Source organism: Shewanella halotolerans, assembly GCF_019457535.1.
GTDB lineage: Bacteria > Pseudomonadota > Gammaproteobacteria > Enterobacterales > Shewanellaceae > Shewanella > Shewanella halotolerans.
This window is the reverse complement of record NZ_CP080417.1, coordinates 3,974,214-3,990,148: the sequence shown is the minus strand read 5'-3', so window position 1 is coordinate 3,990,148 and position 15,935 is coordinate 3,974,214. Positions and strand designations below refer to the sequence as shown.

Sequence of the window (15,935 nt, the reverse complement as noted above, 5' to 3'; positions counted from 1 at the left end):
TGGGTGGTAGGCTTGTAAGTCTATGATAAGTATAGGACGAAATTAAGCGGGCACCGCAAAGCGAGCCGATTATACGGCCTCATCGAATTTGGCGTCAATAAGAGCGCTGATGGCATCTAAGGCCGCCTGGGCATCTTTGCCTTCGCTGGTGATGGTGATGGTTTTACCCATGCCGGTTTCGAGCATCAAGAGGCCGAGTACGCTGGCGGCAGAGGCCTGTTTATCGCCCTGGATCAAGGTGACCTCGGCGTCGAACTTGGCGGCGAGCACAGCCAGTTTGGTCGCCGCTCTGGCGTGCAGGCCCAACTTGTTGCAGATGGTCAGCTCGCGAGCCAACTTAGTCATGCTTTAGCTCTCGGTGGCGCGCCTGAACCTTATGCTTGCCCTTGTTGAACAGCTTGGCGAGCTGGTCGGTCACATAGACAGATCTGTGTTGGCCGCCGGTGCAGCCGATGGCGATGGTGAGGTAGCTGCGGTTGTTGCGCTCCAGGTGTGGTAACCAGGTCTCCAGCAGGTTTTCGATCTGCCAGATGAACTTGTTGACCAGGGGTTGCTGACTCAGAAACTGCTGCACAGGCTCATCCAGGCCGGTTAGAGGCCTTAGCTCAGGTTCCCAGTGGGGATTAGGCAGGAAGCGCACGTCGAACATGAAGTCGGCTTCGGTCGGCATGCCATATTTAAAGCCGAAAGACTCGAAGTTGATCACTAGCTCCTTGTCGACCGTGCCCAGCAGGATCTCGCGCACCTTGTCGCTCAACTCATAGATGTTGAGGTTAGAGGTGTCTATGTAGTGATCCACGAGTTTGGCTATGGGATCGAGCAGCTTGCCCTCGAGCTGAATAGCCTCCTTGAGGGAGACCTTAGAGCGCGACAGCGGATGTAGCCTGCGGGTCTCGCTATAGCGCTTGAGCAGCACATTGTCGCTGGAGTTCAGGAAGAAACTTAAGATTTCGGTATCTTTAGGGAGCTTGGCCAGCTGCTTTTCCAGCTGGATCTCTTCGCTTGGCATGTTGCGCACATCGACGCTGATGGCCACGAGCTCGCTGCGCCCCTTGAGCTGCTCAAGCAGGGACTCCATCATCTGCAAGGGCAGATTGTCGACACAGTAGTAGCCTAGATCTTCTAGGACCCTGAGTGCGACGGATTTTCCCGATCCTGAGCGTCCGGATACCAAAACCAATTTCATTGGGTGATCACCTGATAGAGTTCGGATTCGTCTTGGGTCTTTCTTAGCTGCTTCATGATCGCCTTATCATTGAGTTTCTCGGCCATAGCGGCCAGGGTGCTAAGATGTTGCTCGCATTGATCTGCGGGCACCAATAACGCAAAAAGGATATCGACGGGCTGATTGTCAATGGCATCGAATGCGATTGGTTCAGCACATTTCACCAGTACGGCCACGGGTTGATCTATGTTAGTCAGCCGCCCGTGAGGAATCGCGATACCATTGCCTATACCTGTGCTGCCCATTTTCTCTCGAGCCAGAAGGCTTTCAAATATTTCTTGAGAGGAGAGGGTGGGGTACTGGACAGCGGCTAAGTCGCTGATAAGCTCCAGTACCTTTTTCTTACTGCCCGGAGTGGCGCAGGTGGTGCACTCCGGCCGCAGGATGGTACTCAGTTCCATCGTTAATGTTTAGTAAGCTTCTCTTTGTGTTTAATGACCTGACGATCGAGTTTGTCAATCAGGGAGTCTATCGCGGCATACATGTCCGCATGTTCGGATGTTGCGAACACTTCTCCGCCACGGAGATGTAACTTTGCCTCAACCTTCTGTTGCAACTTTTCGACATTTAATACAACGTGCACATTATTGATCTGATCGAAATGACGTTCAAGCTTTGTGAATTTCTCTTCGATGTAGCTTCGTAGAGATTGGGTGATCTCGATATGGTGCCCAGTCAGGTTTATTTGCATAAAGATAGTCCTCCAGTTTCCAGGTTTGTTTTATAAGCTCTTGCGCTGATTCGAGGGCGGTATAAGCATTGCCTCGCGATACTTGGCAATGGTGCGTCTAGCCACCTTAATACCCTGTTCGGCCAAGAGTTGAGCCATCTTGCTGTCGCTCAATGGCTTTTTCTGGTTTTCCGCAGCAACCAGCTTCTTGATGAAGGCACGTATTGCTGTTGAAGAGCACTCTCCGCCATCGTCGGTACCGACGTGACTGGAGAAGAAATATTTAAGCTCGAAGATCCCTCTCGGGGTATGCATATATTTTTGCGTGGTCACACGTGAGATGGTGGATTCATGCATCTCCACCGCCTCGGCGATGTCGTTCAGTACCATGGGCTTCATCGCCTCTTCGCCAAATTCGAAGAAGCCTTGTTGGAAGTCGACGATACAGTTGGTCACCTTGAGCAGGGTCTCGTTGCGACTCTCCAGGCTCTTGAGGAACCATTTGGCTTCCTGCAGGTGGCCGCGAATAAACTGGCCGTCCGCCTGACTCTTAGTGCTGCGGGCCATGGCGGCGTACTGCTGGTTGACGTTGATCTTGGGCATGCTGTCTGGGTTAAGCTCGACTACCCAGCGTCCCTTCTTCTTGGTGACGGTCACATCTGGGATCACGTACTCGTCGCGGCTGGCGGTGATGGCGAGCCCTGGACGGGGATTCAGGGTCTGGATCAGGGCGATGGCATCCCTCAGCTCATCTTCCTTGAGCTTGGTCTTGCGCATCAGCAGGCGGAAGTCGCGTCCGGCGATGAGATCCAGGTGTTCCTTGATCAGCATGCGGGCGTTAGCGATGTGCGGCGTGTCGTCACTGTATTGGGCCAGCTGGATCGTCAGACATTCGCTGAGGTCGCGGGCCGCCACGCCAATAGGGTCGAAGTGTTGTACCCGTTTGAGCACCGCCTCGACCTCGTCGAGTTCGATCTCAGGGTCGCCCATGGCCTCGAGAATATCTTCACAGGTCTGGGTGAGGTAACCGCGCTCGTCGATAGCGTCGATGATGGCGGTAGCGATGGCCAGGTCGTTATCGGAAAAAGGGGTCAGGTTCTTCTGCCATTCCAGGTGTTCATACAGACCTTCGCTGGTCTCGCCCTGAAAAGGCATGTCGTCGTCGCGCATGGCGCCCGAGCTTGAGTTTGGTGAGGCGGTGTAGACCTCATCCCAGGTGGTATCTACCGGCAACTCGTCTGGCATGGAATCTTGAGTCAGGGCATCTGAGGTCTCGACCCCTGAGTTATCCTGGCTCGAATCCAGCTCTATCTTGTCGTCGTACTTGTTGTCGAAGCTGTCGCTGACGCTATCGTCTTGCAGCTCGATGCTGGCGCTCTCCTGCTCTTCATCCAACTCCAGTAACGGGTTGGATTCTAATGCCTGCTGGATCTCCTGCTGCAACTCTAATGACGACAACTGCAACAGACGTATGGCCTGCTGTAGCTGGGGCGTCATGGTGAGATGCTGACCCATTTTGAGCTGAAGTGACGCTTTCATCGTACTGCTATTCCCTTGTTTCTAATTATAAAATGAGAAAGCTCTGGCTATATGTGCCGGACAAATATATCGGATAGTTCCTAAGGCCACAATTAACGCGTGGTTTTTCCTCTGTGGCCCCATTATAAGATTAACTATAGCTTGAATTGTTCACCTAAGTACACTGCTCGTACTTGCTGGTTGTCTAAGATTTCGGCGGGTGTGCCCTCGGCGATCAGATTACCATGGCTGACGATATAGGCTTTCTCACAGACGTCTAATGTTTCGCGCACGTTGTGGTCGGTGATCAACACCCCCAGGCCGCGATTCTTGAGCTGCTCGATGATCTTCTTGATGTCGATGACCGAGATGGGATCGACCCCGGCGAACGGCTCGTCGAGAAGAATAAACTTAGGGTTGGCGGCAAGCGCCCTGGCGATCTCCACCCGGCGACGTTCACCGCCCGAGAGTGCCATGCCGTGGCTGTCACGGATATGGGTGATGTGGAACTCTTCCAGCAGGTGTTCCAGCTCCTCTTCGCGGCCATCGTTATTAAGATCGCTGCGGGTCTGGAGTACGGCCATGATGTTGTCCCGCACCGAGAGCTTACGGAAGATACTGGCTTCCTGAGGCAGGTAGCCTATGCCTTTGCGGGCGCGTAGGTGCATGGGGTCTAGCGTCAGGTCGTCATCGTCGATAAAGATGCGGCCCTTGTCGCTCTGTACCAGGCCGACGACCATGTAAAAGGTAGTGGTCTTGCCGGCGCCGTTTGGCCCCAACAGGCCGACGATCTGCCCGGTCTTTACCGTGAGGCTCACGTCTTGGACAACGGCACGACTCTTATAGCTCTTGGCGAGGTTCTCCGCCTTCAAGATCAGGTCTGTCATTGTTTTTCCTGTTCTGGTTTCTTCTCGGGCTTCTGCTCTGGCTGGATCTGTTCCTGGTAGTTCTCAGGCTGAATGATGGTGATCACTCTGTCTTTGCCTGTGCTCTCGGCGATCAGCTGTTGCTGCTCTATGTTGTAGCGGATCTGCGAACCCGTGACCTGGCTGCCTTCCTGTTCCAGGGTGGCGTCGCCGATCAGTGTCAGGGTGCGGCTGGAAAGCTCGTAACGGATCTCCTTGGCGCTGGCCGAGGCGGGGCGGCCATCTTCCATCACCTGAGAGTAGGTGGCCGGGTTGCCGGTGGCGATCAGTATCTTGCCGCTGTTCTTCTCTTTGCTGAAGGCACGCAGCTCACTGGCCAATATCTTGATAGAGCCTTGGGTGACCTCGACCGGACCGTGGAAGATGATCTGGTTGTTCTTAATGTCAGCTTCCTGGCTGGCGGCAGAGATCTTAACCTCTTGCAGCAGGTCGTTTACCTTGGCGTGGGTGCCAACACTGACCAGGGGCAGCAGACCCGCAAGAATAAGGCTATTTAGTTTCATATGTTCCTTCTACCTGACTCGTCAGTTTGATATTTTGGGCGTTAAGATCGGCATATAGGCCTTCCCCCGTGATGAGGAAATCGCGCCCTGTGATCCGAATGCTTCTGTCGGATGTCATAATCATAGTATTGAGATCCAGCTCCAGATAGGTGGTCTCTATGGTCTGAATCGGTTCCTCTGGGCTAATGGCATCAATGATAACATTATTTTCCAGGGTGACCCGTCCGCTATTTTTGTCCAGTGTGCCCTTGGTGGATCTCAGGCGCCACTGGGCATCGCCGTTGTCGGGGTAGACCAGATAGATGGGCTGGGTAAAGTAGGTCTGGTTGCGTTCGGCGTAGTGTTCCATGTGACTGGCCGATACGCGACTGTTGATACCACCCTCATCATTGTATTGCACGCTCTTGAGATCCCGGACTATGTAGTCGGGACGATCGACATTATCCAGGGCCAGCTCTTCGCTGCCCTTTTTCGACTGAACCTGCCAATAGAGGATCAGTGCTGTGCCGAAGAAGGCGATGATCGCCAGCGTGACTCTGTTCATATGCTCATTCCGTGGGCTGAGGCAAACTTATCCTGGCTGAGCAGGATGAGATCCGTCAGTTCACGCAGCGCGCCGTGGCCGCCCTTGATATGGGTAACCATGTCGGCGTGTTGGCGCACATAGGGATGACCGTCGGCCACGCACACAGACAGGCCTACTTGCTCCATCACGGGCAGATCCACCATGTCATCGCCGATATAAGCAACTTCCTCTGGCGTCACCTTATAGAGGTTAAGCAGCTCCTGATAAGGCTCGAGTTTGTTGTCAACCCCCTGGTAGATGTGGGTGATACCCAGGGCCGTCATGCGATCTTCCACTATCTGCGACTTGCGCCCCGTGATGATGGCCACCGGAATATCGCTGGTCAGCAGCGAGCGGACGCCATAGCCGTCGCGGGTATGGAAGGTCTTGAGTTCGTCGCCCGAGTTACTCATATAGACCAGACCATCGGAGAAGACGCCGTCGACGTCGCAGATCAAGAGCTTGATCTGTTTAGCCTTCTGCCAGACTGCGTCGGTTATCGGGCCGTAAAAACCTTGATGTGCCATGTTAGATCACCCCCGCCTTAACCATGTCCAGCATATTGAGTGCACCAATCGGCTTCTTCTGCTCGTCGGTGACAATCAGGCCGTTGATCTCTTTCTCGTCCATCACCTTGAGGGCCTGGGCGGCTAAGATGCCTTCGCTAACGGTGACGCAGCCATGGGTCATCACCTCTGAGATGGAGGTCTTGCGCAGGTTGATCTCGGCGTCGATCACCCGGCGCAGGTCACCGTCGGTGAAGATACCGACCAGCATGCCCTGGCTGTTGACCACGCCTGTCATGCCCAGCCCCTTCTTGGAGATCTCATACAGGGCCTCTGTGATACAGATATCTTCGGCTACCAGAGGCAAGTCATCACCCTTGTGCATCACGTCGCTCACCTTGAGCAGCAGCTTGCGTCCCAGGCTACCGCCGGGGTGGGAGAGGGCGAAATCATCTTTGGTGAAGCCTCTGGCTTGCAGCAGGGCTACCGCCAGGGCGTCGCCCATGACGAGCGTCGCCGTGGTGCTCGAGGTGGGCGCCAGTCCGAGCGGGCAGGCCTCTTCCGGTACCTCGATACACAGATGAACGACCGAATGCTTGGCCATATTGGACTCAGGTTTGCCCGTCACCGCGATGACAGGCAGCCCCATGCGCTTGATCACAGGCATCAGGGTTAAAATTTCGCTGGCCTCGCCCGAGTTGGAGATGGCGAGCACGATATCGTTCTCGCTCAGCACGCCCAGGTCGCCATGGCTGGCCTCGCCGGGGTGGACGAAGAAGGCTGGGGTGCCTGTGCTGGCCAGGGTGGCCGAGATCTTGTTACCTATGTGACCGGATTTGCCCATGCCCATCACGATCACCTTGCCGGTGCAGGCGAGGATCAGTTGGCAGGCCTTGGCAAATTCACTCGAGTCGACATATTGATACAGGTTGTCCAGCGCGTTGCGCTCGGTATCGATAACCTTGCGTCCCCATTGACGTAATTGATCTGCATCTACCATCTTGTTCTCTCTATTTTGTCGGCCTAAACGTTATTAGGATAGGAAAAGCGTGACTTGGTACGCGATAAAAGTCGCTAATAACACACCGCCATGCCAGGGGCGTAGTTGGCGGGCCTTGCCGGTTAATAAAATCAGTATGGCCAGGGCAACGCTGGTTGCCATCACCATATAAAAGTCGCGACTGCTGGCGGCGGCGTCGACCGCGCCTGGGGCGATAAGGGCGGGCAGCGCCAGCACCGCAAGAATGTTAAACAGGTTCGAGCCGACCACGTTGCCTATGGCAAGGTCGTCCTCTTTCTTTAATACGCCCGCCACACAGGCCGCCAGTTCAGGCAGACTGGTACCGACGGCGATAATGGTAAGGCCTATGACTAAGTCTGACATATGGAAGGCCTTGGCGATACCCACGGCGCCCTGCACCATCCAGTCGGCAGACAGGGGCAGCAGCACAAGGCCAATCACCAGCCAGAGGATCGCCTTAGGTGTAGGCACATCTTTAGGCACCTCGCTTTCGGCCTCGTCGATGAGTGGATCCTTTTCCTTGTTGACGATGGCATGCCAGATCAGATACCCCATGAGGGCAAAGAAGAGTGCCAATAGCACCAGACCCTCGATGCGGGTCAACTGACCATCGTGGAGGAAATAACCCGCCAGCGCCGTAGCGCCTAGCATCATAGGGATTTCTCGCTTGAGTGTCTGTGAGCTTACCGAGATTGCGCCTAATAGGGCGGTGATCCCCAGGATCAGCGTGATGTTGGCGACGTTGGAGCCCAGCACATTCCCTATGGCGGTGTCTGTCATGCCTTCGAGGGAGGCGGTGGCTGCCACAAACATTTCCGGGGCCGAGCTGCCCATGGCGACTATGGTGAGGCCAATCAACATGGGCGGCAGCCCAAGATTACGGGCGAATGCTGCGGCGCCGAAGACAAATTTGTCGGCACTCCAGACAAGGGCACCCAAACCAGCAATCAGTAAGAAAATATTAAATAGCATTGAAAATCTTTTTGTTTAAGAGTCTGCCGCGCATTTTCGCTGGAATTGAACAAAATTGAAAGTATTGCGCAAAGATAGTGTCGATTCAGTTGTGCACAATCCGTCAATTTCGTACAATTTGTCTCTTTTCCTGCCGCCTAACCATGGAACGCATTAGGTCCCGTTATGAGTCATCAATCGTTAAGTCATGACAGCCAAGCCAAGGGTGAGACTAAGCCGATGGAACAAGCGTCGATGGAACACGTACAGCCATTGGTGGAGATCAGTCATCTGGGCTTCAGTCGTGGCACCCATGTTATCTATGACGACGTCAGTCTCACCATTCCCAAAGGGAAGGTGACCGCCATCATGGGGCCCAGCGGTATAGGCAAGACCACCCTACTTAAGCTGATCGGTGGTCAGCTGCGGCCGGACTCTGGGGTCATCAAGGTCGATGGCGTTGACGTGCATAAATGCAATCGCGGCGAGCTGTTTGCCCTGCGCAAGCGCATGAGCATGCTGTTTCAGAGCGGCGCCCTGTTTACCGACATGAATGTGTTCGACAACGTCGCCTTCGCCCTTAGGGAACACTCGGACCTGCCCGAGGCGATCATTCGCCGCATCGTACTGATGAAGCTCGAAGCCGTGGGGCTAAGAGGCGCGGCGCAGATGATGCCGAGCGAGCTTTCCGGCGGCATGCAGAGACGTGCGGCCTTGGCCCGAGCCATCGCCCTGGAGCCGGAACTGGTGCTCTACGATGAGCCCTTCGCCGGTCAGGATCCCATCTCCATGGGGGTGCTGGTGAAGCTGATCCGCGAGCTGAGTGATGCGCTGAGCCTCACCTCTGTGGTGGTGTCCCACGACGTGCAAGAGGTGCTGGGGATCGCCGACTATGTCTATGTGCTGGCCGACAAGAAGGTGATCGCCCACGGCACGCCAGCCGAGTTGAAGGCGGCAGATAACCCTAAGTTGAAGCAGTTTATCGGCGGCGAGCCCGACGGGCCCGTGCCATTTCATTTTCCCGCCCAGGATTACCAGAAGGAGATGTTAGGTGAGCGTGATTGATCAAATCGCCCGCTTAGGTCGTGGTGCGATCGATAGCGTCACCGGCCTGGGACGCGCCGGACTCATGTTGTGGGGCGCCATCGCCAAGATGCCCAGGGTGCGCAAGGGCACGCCTCTGCTGATTAAGCAGCTGTACGTGATTGGCGTGCAGTCCATGGTGATCATCCTGGTCTCTGGCCTCTTCATCGGCATGGTGCTGGCGTTGCAGGGCTATAATATTTTGGTGGGTTTTGGCACAGAAGACAGCCTGGGGCCCATGGTGGCGCTCAGTCTGCTACGTGAACTGGGGCCAGTTGTGACCGCGCTGCTGTTTGCCGGACGCGCCGGCTCGGCGCTCACTGCCGAGATAGGTTTGATGAAGAGCACCGAGCAGCTCTCTAGCCTGGAGATGATGGCAATCGATCCCCTGCGGCAAGTGATCGCGCCGCGCTTCTGGGCCGGGGTGATAAGCCTGCCGCTACTGGCACTGATGTTTACCGCCGTGGGCATCTATGGCGGTCATCTGGTCGGGGTGGAATGGAAGGGGATCGACAGCGGTAGCTTCTGGTCGATCCTGCAGGCCTCGGTGGAGTGGCGTCAGGACATAGTGAACTGTCTGATCAAGAGCCTGGTATTTGCCGTAGTGGTGACCTGGATAGCCCTGTATCGCGGCTATCATGTGATCCCCAATCCCGAGGGGATCAGCCGGGCGACCACCCAAACCGTGGTGCAGTCCAGCCTGGCGGTGTTGGCGTTAGACTTCCTGTTGACGGCCATGATGTTTGGCCGCTGATTAAATTTTGTTTATGGATAAACCTATATATTTGCCGTCGTGGTATGTATAGAACTGAGTGGTAATTGAGTATGTTGACTCGAAAAATTGAACTATTAGTTGGCCTGTTTATTCTGTCGGGCCTGATGGCCTTTCTGGTGTTGGTGTTCAACGTGGCCAATGTCGAGGTGAAGCCTGGCCAGAGCCATTACACTCTTTATGCCAAGTTCACCAACATAGGTGGCCTCAAGGTGCGCTCACCGGTCAAGGTGGGTGGCGTGGTGGTTGGCAGGGTGACAAACATCAGCCTGGATCCTGAGGAACTGGTGGCGGTGGTCGAGCTGGCCATGGACAATCAATACGATCAGTTCCCCGAGACCAGTAGCCTGTCGATCCTCACCTCGGGTCTGCTGGGCGAGCAGTTCTTGGGGCTGACCCCAGGATTTGTGATGGACGATATCGGCATGCTCAAAGATGGCGATCGTATCGACGATACCCATTCGGCCTTAGTGCTCGAAGATCTCATTGGCCAGTTCTTATACAGTATGAAGTCTAAAGAAAATTAATAGGGACGAATATGAAACAGTTGTTGCAAGTACTCTTCTCCTCCATGTTATTGATGATCGGCGGTGCGGTTAGCGCCGAGGAGATCTCGGTCAATACCAAGGACCCCTATGCCATGGTGGAGTCCGTGGCCAACAAGACTTTTGCCCGTTTTCATCAGGATATTGCCACAATTCAGGCCAATCCCGACCATCTTAAGGTGATAGTCTCTGACGAGTTGATGCCTTATATCGATTATAAGTATGCGTCTTACAAGGTGATGGGGCCCTACCTGCGTCAGAGTACGCCGGATCAGCGCGAGCGTTTCGCCGAGGCCTTTAAGACTTATCTGATCGCGACTTATGCCCAGGCATTTACCGAGTATACCGACCAGCAGGTGGAGTTTGCCCCGGCTAAGGGGTTCGATGGTGAGAAGATGGTGGATGTCAACGTGCAGATCATCGAGCAGGGCCGTCCGCCTATCAAGCTGATCTTTAGGGTGCGTCGCTTGAAGGACGATACCTGGAAGGCGTTCGATCTAGTGGCCGAAGGGGTGAGCCTGCTCTCCTCTAAGAGCGCGGAGATCACTAACCTGATCCGCCAAAATGGCATAGATGCGGTAATAAAAGAGCTGGAGACCCACACAGATAACCATATCAGCTTGGTTAACAAGGGGACTAAGCTATAATGCTGGCCTTTAACCAGGCGGCGGGGCAGTGCCAGGTCAGCGGTGAGCTGTCTCAGGCGGCGGTGGTGGAGCTCTGGCCTAAGCTGGAGATGCTACTCAATGGTGCCTGTGACCGACTGGATCTTGCCGGCGTGTCTTATAGCGACAGCGCCGGTGTCGCCCTGCTGCTGCATCTGGTGGCAGAGCAGCAGAAAAAGGGTCAGTCGCTGGTGCTCTGTAATCCGCCGGCGCAACTGCAAAAGTTAATAGATTTATATGATTTACAAGACTTCTTCACCGAAGAAGCCAAATAAAAGGGTTATCCGTTTATGGAATGTAATGAGATTGAACAGCTGCTTAGCCAAGCGCTGACACTGGATGAAGTACACGTGAGCCAGGATGGGACACACTATAAGATTGTTGCCGTCGGTGAGTGTTTCGACGGTGTGAGCCGCGTGAAGCAACAGCAGATGATCTACGGCCCTTTGATGGAACATGTGACCAGTGGGGCGCTGCATGCCATCACTATCAACGCCTTTACCCCTACGCAGTGGAAGCGTGAAAAAATCTTCAACATGTAAGGCTAGAGACTCATAGTGGATAAATTAACAATTCAGGCCAGTGGTGCACTGGCCGGTGACGTGGTGATTTCTGGCGCCAAGAACGCCGCCCTGCCGATCCTGATGGCCGGTGTGCTGGCCGAGACAGACTTTGTGGTCAGCAACGTGCCTAACCTGAGGGACGTCAACACCAGCTTTGAGCTGCTGCGCTGTCTTGGTGCCGAGGTGAGCCGTAGCGACGAGGGTAAGATCACCATCTCTACCACCCATCTCAACGAGTTCTGCGCGCCCTATGAGCTGGTGAAGACCATGCGCGCCTCTATCTTGATCTTGGGGCCCTTGCTGGCTCGCTACGGCACCGCCGACGTCTCTCTACCCGGTGGTTGTGCCATCGGCGCCCGCCCGGTTAACCTGCACCTGCATGGTCTGGAGCAGATGGGCGCGAAGATCGAAGTGAAAGAGGGTTATATCAAGGCCCGTGTCGATGGTCGCCTCAAGGGTGCCCATATCTTCATGGACATGATCAGCGTAGGTGCCACAGAGAACCTGCTGATGGCGGCGGCCCTGGCCGATGGCGAGACGGTGATAGAGAACGCGGCCCGTGAGCCAGAAGTTATTGATCTCGCCAACTGCCTCAACGCCATGGGCGCTAAGATCAGCGGCGCCGGTAGCGATACCATTCGCATCCAGGGTGTCGAGTCGCTTAGTGGCTGCGAATATCGCGTGATGCCAGACCGTATCGAGACCGGCAGCTTCCTGGTGGCCGCGGCGGTAACCAAGGGCAAGATACGTTGTGTCGATGCCGATCCTAAGACCCTGGAGGCCGTGCTCGCCAAGCTCGAAGACGCTGGCGCCAGCATCACAACCGGTGAAGATTGGATCGAGCTGGACATGCAGGGGCAACGCCCCAAGGCGGTCAACATCAAGACCATGCCTTACCCAGGTTTTCCGACGGATATGCAGGCGCAGTTCTGTGTACTCAACGCCCTGGCAGAAGGTACGGCGACCATTACCGAGACCATCTTCGAGAACCGTTTCATGCATGTGCCCGAGCTTATCCGCATGGGCGCCAACATGGAGCTGGAAGGCAACACCTGTATTATCAAGGGTTGTGAGCTGCTCAACGGCGCTCAGGTGATGGCAACGGATCTGCGCGCCTCGGCGAGTCTGGTGATCGCCGGCCTAGTGGCCGACGGCGTAACCACGGTAGATCGTATCTATCACCTCGACAGAGGCTACGAGCATATCGAAGAGAAGTTTAAGGGGCTGGGCGGCGAAGTCGTGCGGGTCAGCTAAGCCTAGCTTCATCTTACAAAGCCACCTTAGGGTGGCTTTTTTGTGCCTGATGCATGGATGACGCAACTGCTCACAAAATAATGCAGGTAATTTACATAGGCTAAGCTTATGATTGGTGGGTAGGCCAATTTGAATATGCTAAGGAGAGTATATGGCACATGGCAAAAGGATAGCGTTATTAGTGGGGCTGCTGATCGGCGCCCTGATCTGTTACGGCGTGGGAATGCACCTGGGGGCCTTGAGCCTGCTGGTCGTCGGCGCGCTGCTCGAATGTGGTTTCTGGCTGAGGCTGTTTAAGAGCCCAAGCTAAGGGCTTAAGCTAAGCGCTAATGCTCAGAGCCTGAGCAAGTTAGCCGCTCGACATCATGAGATTAGCGTGACAATGAAAAGATAAAAGAAAAGCCAGCGATTGCTGGCTTTTTTGGTCTGCGGGCTTGAGTCGCTATTCTTCAGAACTCGTTATTCCGTACCCAGGTTTTCCCCTATGGTGACAGGTACCTCATAGTACTTGCCACTGCGGATAATGGTCATGGTCACCTGAGTGCCCGGTGGCGTCTCGGCAATCCTATCCATCAGCATCTCGACGCCGGGAACGGTCTCGTCGTTAAACTTAGTGATCACGTCTCTGGGTCTCAGCTTGGCCTGGGCGGCCGGTCCCTGATGATCCACACCAGTTACCATGACACCGGTCAGATCCGGCAGGTTGAGGATCTGCGCCATCACCGGGTTGATCGCTTCGCCTGTGATGCCTAGTGCACCACGGATCACCCGGCCATCTTTGATCAGCTTACCCATGATGCTGTGGGCCAGCTTGATGGGGATGGCGAAATTAATGCCATGGCCACCACCTTCGCCACCTATCTGGAAGGCGGCGGTGTTGATGCCGATCAGTCTGCCGCTGGTGTCGATAAGCGCGCCGCCCGAGTTGCCCGCGTTGATGGCGGCATCTGTCTGCAGGAAGTCCAGATAACCCGAGCTAAGGCCGTTACGGCCGGTGGCGCTGATGATCCCTTGGGTGATGGTTTGCCCCAGGTTATAGGGGTTGCCGATGGCCAGTACCACGTCGCCCACCTGTGCCGGCACGTCTAAGTTGATAGGCACCACGGGCAGGGTATCGCCCTCTATCTTGAGCACAGCCAGATCGGTGACAGAGTCTGACCCCACCACCTCTGAGGTAAACTTGCGGCCATCTTGCAGGGCGACCACTATCTCGTCCGCCTTCTTGACCACGTGATAGTTGGTGAGTATGTAGCCCTCTTTGCTCATGATCACGCCTGACCCCAGGCCTTGCAGGGAGCCCGAGTTGAGCGGGCGGCTCTGATCTATGCTCAGACTATAGATGTTGACCACGGCGGGTGCGGCGCGACGTACTGCCTGAGAGAAGGAGAGTTCTATCCCGTTTTGTCCCCGGCTCTGGAAGAAGTTACCGTGATTGGCAGTGCCTGTGATCCATGGGGTGATGACCAGAAAGACGGCGGCCATGATGAGGCCGAAAAAAACTGCTTTCGCGATGTAAATTACCGTGTCTTTAAGCGTCATGATTTAAGGTGTTATAGGATAAGTAGCGTTAGATTAACATGTTTATTTATAGGGCACTATTGGCCTAAGTGCATAAGCAGGAAATAAAAGAGGCCACAACAAGGGTGTGTAAACCCTGCCATGGCCTCTAGTGCGCCTTATCTCAGAACCAGATAGAGGCTGTTGTCACCGCGCAGCAGTTTCAGGGCCACGGCGCCGTGTTGCTCCTTCAGTTCCGCCTTGAGCTCCTTAAGATCTTCGATACGGGTACGGTTGACCCCGACTATGATATCGCCCTTAAGCAGGCCACTGGCCGCCGCCGGAGAACCCTGGGCGATCTCGGTGATCTCGACCCCCTTCTTGTTGTTCTCCAGGGTGGCACCCGCCAGCATTGGATGTACGGCGCCCGCCGCGGTTTCTGTCTGCTGGCTCGCCTCGCCTAATACCGCGGTGACCGTCTTCTCATCGCCGTCGCGGATAAGACCCAGTTTCACCTTGGCGCCAGCGCCCATGGTACCTATCTTGGCTCTCAGCTCCTGGAAGGACTTGATCGGCTTATCGTTGACGCTGACTATGATGTCGCCGGCCTTGATGCCCGCCTTGTCGGCGGCGCTGTCTGGCATTACCTCGTTGACGAAGCCGCCGTGCTGCGAATCTAAGCCGAAGCCCTGAGCCAGCTCGCTATCTAAGTCACGACCACTGACCCCCAGCACGCCGCGGCGGACTTCACCGTGTTCGATCAGCTGATCCACCAGGTTGTTGACCATGTTGGCGGGGATTGCGAAGCCGATACCCACGTTCCCGCCGCCCGGGGCGACGATGGCGGTGTTGATGCCGATCAGCTCACCGTTGAGGTTCACCAGGGCGCCGCCCGAGTTTCCGCTGTTGATGGCGGCGTCAGTCTGAATGAAGTTCTCCAGCATCTCGATACCTAAGCCGCTGCGGCCCATGGCGCTGACGATACCCGAGGTGACCGTCTGGCCTAAACCGAAGGGGTTACCGATAGCCACGGCGAAGTCGCCCACCTTTAATTCATCCGAGTCAGCGCGCTTGAGGGCCACCAGGTTTTTGGCTTCTATCTGTAGCAGGGCCACGTCTGACTCGGCGTCGGTACCGATAAGCTTGGCCTCGATCTCACGACCATCGTGCAGGCCAATCAAGATCTCGTCGGCGCCCTCGATCACATGGTTATTAGTGACGATATAGCCTTTCTTAGCATCTATGATGACGCCCGAACCCAGACCCTTGAAGGGACGTTCCTGCACCTGTTCTCTCGGGGCATTGGGGCCGAAGAAGTAGCGGAAGGCATCGGGCAGACGCTGCTTAGAGACATGGGTGCCAGAGACGGCGACGGCAACCACGGCTGGGGTGGTTTTCTCCAGCATGGGGGCCAGGCTGGGCAGCGCTTGTCCGTCGACGGCCAGTGGAATGGCGGCTTGAGAAACGGCAGGCATAACCATCAGGCTCGCGCCGAGCAGTGCGGCGGAAAGTAGTGATAATTTCGTTTTCATCTATTCATGACTCCAATGTTGCAATTATGAACTTATGACTCTGTAGATATAAGGCTACTCGGACGTAAATCAAGTGATTAAATAATGCAGTGTTACTCAATCCGACTATCGCCTTCTCGATAAAGTTCAGGTGATTAAC

Annotated in this window: 21 protein-coding genes; 8 read left to right on the top strand and 13 right to left on the bottom strand. The window is 55.3% G+C overall.

From position 1 onward, the window contains the following. Positions 1-69: 69 nt before the first annotated feature. From K0H81_RS17255 to K0H81_RS17205, 11 genes are all read right to left on the bottom strand, one after another. Positions 70-345, bottom strand: coding sequence for an HPr family phosphocarrier protein (locus tag K0H81_RS17255; protein ID WP_011867111.1), 276 nt, complete (start codon positions 343-345; stop codon positions 70-72). Beyond that, on the bottom strand, positions 338-1,186 hold the full coding sequence (gene rapZ / locus K0H81_RS17250) for an RNase adapter RapZ (protein WP_220059121.1): 849 nt from the start codon (positions 1,184-1,186) through the stop codon (positions 338-340). Before rapZ ends, K0H81_RS17255 begins: the two co-directional genes overlap by 8 nt. Beyond that, complete coding sequence (gene ptsN / locus K0H81_RS17245) at positions 1,183-1,626, bottom strand: PTS IIA-like nitrogen regulatory protein PtsN (protein WP_011867109.1); 444 nt, start codon at positions 1,624-1,626, stop codon at positions 1,183-1,185. The genes rapZ and ptsN overlap by 4 nt, the downstream gene beginning before the upstream one ends. A gap of 2 nt (positions 1,627-1,628) precedes the next feature. Continuing rightward, positions 1,629-1,916 carry a ribosome hibernation promoting factor gene (hpf, locus tag K0H81_RS17240; RefSeq protein WP_011867108.1) on the bottom strand — a complete coding sequence of 96 codons (288 nt, stop codon included), beginning with the start codon at positions 1,914-1,916 and terminating at the stop codon, positions 1,629-1,631. 30 nt (positions 1,917-1,946) lie between these two features. After that, the gene (locus K0H81_RS17235) at positions 1,947-3,434 is read right to left on the bottom strand and encodes an RNA polymerase factor sigma-54 (protein WP_220043409.1); all 1,488 of its coding nucleotides are present in this window, start codon (positions 3,432-3,434) and stop codon (positions 1,947-1,949) included. A 134-nt stretch (positions 3,435-3,568) separates the two neighbouring features. After that, entirely contained in the window at positions 3,569-4,300 is a 732-nt protein-coding gene (gene lptB, locus K0H81_RS17230; RefSeq protein WP_011867106.1) for an LPS export ABC transporter ATP-binding protein, read from the bottom strand. After that, on the bottom strand, positions 4,297-4,842 hold the full coding sequence (gene lptA / locus K0H81_RS17225) for a lipopolysaccharide transport periplasmic protein LptA (protein WP_220059120.1): 546 nt from the start codon (positions 4,840-4,842) through the stop codon (positions 4,297-4,299). Before lptA ends, lptB begins: the two co-directional genes overlap by 4 nt. Beyond that, the gene (lptC, locus tag K0H81_RS17220; protein ID WP_011867104.1) at positions 4,829-5,386 is read right to left on the bottom strand and encodes an LPS export ABC transporter periplasmic protein LptC; all 558 of its coding nucleotides are present in this window, start codon (positions 5,384-5,386) and stop codon (positions 4,829-4,831) included. Before lptC ends, lptA begins: the two co-directional genes overlap by 14 nt. Continuing rightward, positions 5,383-5,934, bottom strand: a complete 552-nt coding sequence (kdsC, locus tag K0H81_RS17215; protein ID WP_144202704.1) for a 3-deoxy-manno-octulosonate-8-phosphatase KdsC — start codon at positions 5,932-5,934, stop codon at positions 5,383-5,385. Before kdsC ends, lptC begins: the two co-directional genes overlap by 4 nt. 1 nt (position 5,935) lies before the next feature. After that, complete coding sequence (locus tag K0H81_RS17210; RefSeq protein WP_220059119.1) at positions 5,936-6,913, bottom strand: KpsF/GutQ family sugar-phosphate isomerase; 978 nt, start codon at positions 6,911-6,913, stop codon at positions 5,936-5,938. A 33-nt stretch (positions 6,914-6,946) separates the two neighbouring features. Next, positions 6,947-7,906: a calcium/sodium antiporter gene (locus K0H81_RS17205; RefSeq protein ID WP_186300621.1), complete on the bottom strand. Its 960-nt coding sequence runs from the start codon at positions 7,904-7,906 to the stop codon at positions 6,947-6,949. Between the two features lie 234 nt (positions 7,907-8,140). Between K0H81_RS17205 and K0H81_RS17200 the strand changes: the two genes are divergently transcribed. From K0H81_RS17200 to K0H81_RS17165, 8 genes are all read left to right on the top strand, one after another. After that, positions 8,141-8,950: an ATP-binding cassette domain-containing protein gene (locus K0H81_RS17200; protein ID WP_434086895.1), complete on the top strand. Its 810-nt coding sequence runs from the start codon at positions 8,141-8,143 to the stop codon at positions 8,948-8,950. Further along, positions 8,937-9,722, top strand: coding sequence for a lipid asymmetry maintenance ABC transporter permease subunit MlaE (gene mlaE / locus K0H81_RS17195; RefSeq protein ID WP_144202706.1), 786 nt, complete (start codon positions 8,937-8,939; stop codon positions 9,720-9,722). The genes K0H81_RS17200 and mlaE overlap by 14 nt, the downstream gene beginning before the upstream one ends. Positions 9,723-9,793: 71 nt before the next feature. Beyond that, complete coding sequence (gene mlaD / locus K0H81_RS17190; RefSeq protein WP_011867098.1) at positions 9,794-10,267, top strand: outer membrane lipid asymmetry maintenance protein MlaD; 474 nt, start codon at positions 9,794-9,796, stop codon at positions 10,265-10,267. Positions 10,268-10,311: 44 nt separating this feature from the next. Further along, positions 10,312-10,932, top strand: a complete 621-nt coding sequence (locus tag K0H81_RS17185; RefSeq protein ID WP_258406470.1) for an MlaC/ttg2D family ABC transporter substrate-binding protein — start codon at positions 10,312-10,314, stop codon at positions 10,930-10,932. Then, on the top strand, positions 10,932-11,225 hold the full coding sequence (locus K0H81_RS17180) for an STAS domain-containing protein (RefSeq protein WP_220059117.1): 294 nt from the start codon (positions 10,932-10,934) through the stop codon (positions 11,223-11,225). Before K0H81_RS17185 ends, K0H81_RS17180 begins: the two co-directional genes overlap by 1 nt. 15 nt (positions 11,226-11,240) lie before the next feature. Further along, positions 11,241-11,492 carry a BolA family protein gene (locus K0H81_RS17175; protein WP_011867095.1) on the top strand — a complete coding sequence of 84 codons (252 nt, stop codon included), beginning with the start codon at positions 11,241-11,243 and terminating at the stop codon, positions 11,490-11,492. A 15-nt stretch (positions 11,493-11,507) separates the two neighbouring features. Continuing rightward, positions 11,508-12,767 (top strand): UDP-N-acetylglucosamine 1-carboxyvinyltransferase, encoded by a 1,260-nt coding sequence (murA, locus tag K0H81_RS17170; RefSeq protein WP_220059116.1) that lies wholly within the window; start codon positions 11,508-11,510, stop codon positions 12,765-12,767. Between the two features lie 151 nt (positions 12,768-12,918). Further along, entirely contained in the window at positions 12,919-13,077 is a 159-nt protein-coding gene (locus tag K0H81_RS17165; RefSeq protein WP_220059115.1) for a hypothetical protein, read from the top strand. Between the two features lie 149 nt (positions 13,078-13,226). On the opposite strand, the gene degS is transcribed toward K0H81_RS17165, so the two are convergent. Then, positions 13,227-14,306, bottom strand: coding sequence for an outer membrane-stress sensor serine endopeptidase DegS (gene degS / locus K0H81_RS17160; protein WP_144202714.1), 1,080 nt, complete (start codon positions 14,304-14,306; stop codon positions 13,227-13,229). A 137-nt stretch (positions 14,307-14,443) separates the two neighbouring features. Beyond that, positions 14,444-15,796, bottom strand: a complete 1,353-nt coding sequence (degQ, locus tag K0H81_RS17155) for a Do family serine endopeptidase DegQ (RefSeq protein ID WP_144202716.1) — start codon at positions 15,794-15,796, stop codon at positions 14,444-14,446. Between the last annotated feature and the right edge of the window lie 139 nt (positions 15,797-15,935).

Coding starts and splice junctions, on each gene's coding strand:
- K0H81_RS17255 (WP_011867111.1), bottom strand. CDS start 345: ATGACTAAGTTGGCTCGCGAGCTGACCATCTGCAACAAGTTGGGCCTG.
- rapZ (WP_220059121.1), bottom strand. CDS start 1,186: ATGAAATTGGTTTTGGTATCCGGACGCTCAGGATCGGGAAAATCCGTC.
- ptsN (WP_011867109.1), bottom strand. CDS start 1,626: ATGGAACTGAGTACCATCCTGCGGCCGGAGTGCACCACCTGCGCCACT.
- hpf (WP_011867108.1), bottom strand. CDS start 1,916: ATGCAAATAAACCTGACTGGGCACCATATCGAGATCACCCAATCTCTA.
- K0H81_RS17235 (WP_220043409.1), bottom strand. CDS start 3,434: ATGAAAGCGTCACTTCAGCTCAAAATGGGTCAGCATCTCACCATGACG.
- lptB (WP_011867106.1), bottom strand. CDS start 4,300: ATGACAGACCTGATCTTGAAGGCGGAGAACCTCGCCAAGAGCTATAAG.
- lptA (WP_220059120.1), bottom strand. CDS start 4,842: ATGAAACTAAATAGCCTTATTCTTGCGGGTCTGCTGCCCCTGGTCAGT.
- lptC (WP_011867104.1), bottom strand. CDS start 5,386: ATGAACAGAGTCACGCTGGCGATCATCGCCTTCTTCGGCACAGCACTG.
- kdsC (WP_144202704.1), bottom strand. CDS start 5,934: ATGGCACATCAAGGTTTTTACGGCCCGATAACCGACGCAGTCTGGCAG.
- K0H81_RS17210 (WP_220059119.1), bottom strand. CDS start 6,913: ATGGTAGATGCAGATCAATTACGTCAATGGGGACGCAAGGTTATCGAT.
- K0H81_RS17205 (WP_186300621.1), bottom strand. CDS start 7,906: ATGCTATTTAATATTTTCTTACTGATTGCTGGTTTGGGTGCCCTTGTC.
- K0H81_RS17200 (WP_434086895.1), top strand. CDS start 8,141: ATGGAACACGTACAGCCATTGGTGGAGATCAGTCATCTGGGCTTCAGT.
- mlaD (WP_011867098.1), top strand. CDS start 9,794: ATGTTGACTCGAAAAATTGAACTATTAGTTGGCCTGTTTATTCTGTCG.
- K0H81_RS17185 (WP_258406470.1), top strand. CDS start 10,312: ATGTTATTGATGATCGGCGGTGCGGTTAGCGCCGAGGAGATCTCGGTC.
- K0H81_RS17180 (WP_220059117.1), top strand. CDS start 10,932: ATGCTGGCCTTTAACCAGGCGGCGGGGCAGTGCCAGGTCAGCGGTGAG.
- K0H81_RS17175 (WP_011867095.1), top strand. CDS start 11,241: ATGGAATGTAATGAGATTGAACAGCTGCTTAGCCAAGCGCTGACACTG.
- K0H81_RS17165 (WP_220059115.1), top strand. CDS start 12,919: ATGGCACATGGCAAAAGGATAGCGTTATTAGTGGGGCTGCTGATCGGC.
- degS (WP_144202714.1), bottom strand. CDS start 14,306: ATGACGCTTAAAGACACGGTAATTTACATCGCGAAAGCAGTTTTTTTC.
- degQ (WP_144202716.1), bottom strand. CDS start 15,796: ATGAAAACGAAATTATCACTACTTTCCGCCGCACTGCTCGGCGCGAGC.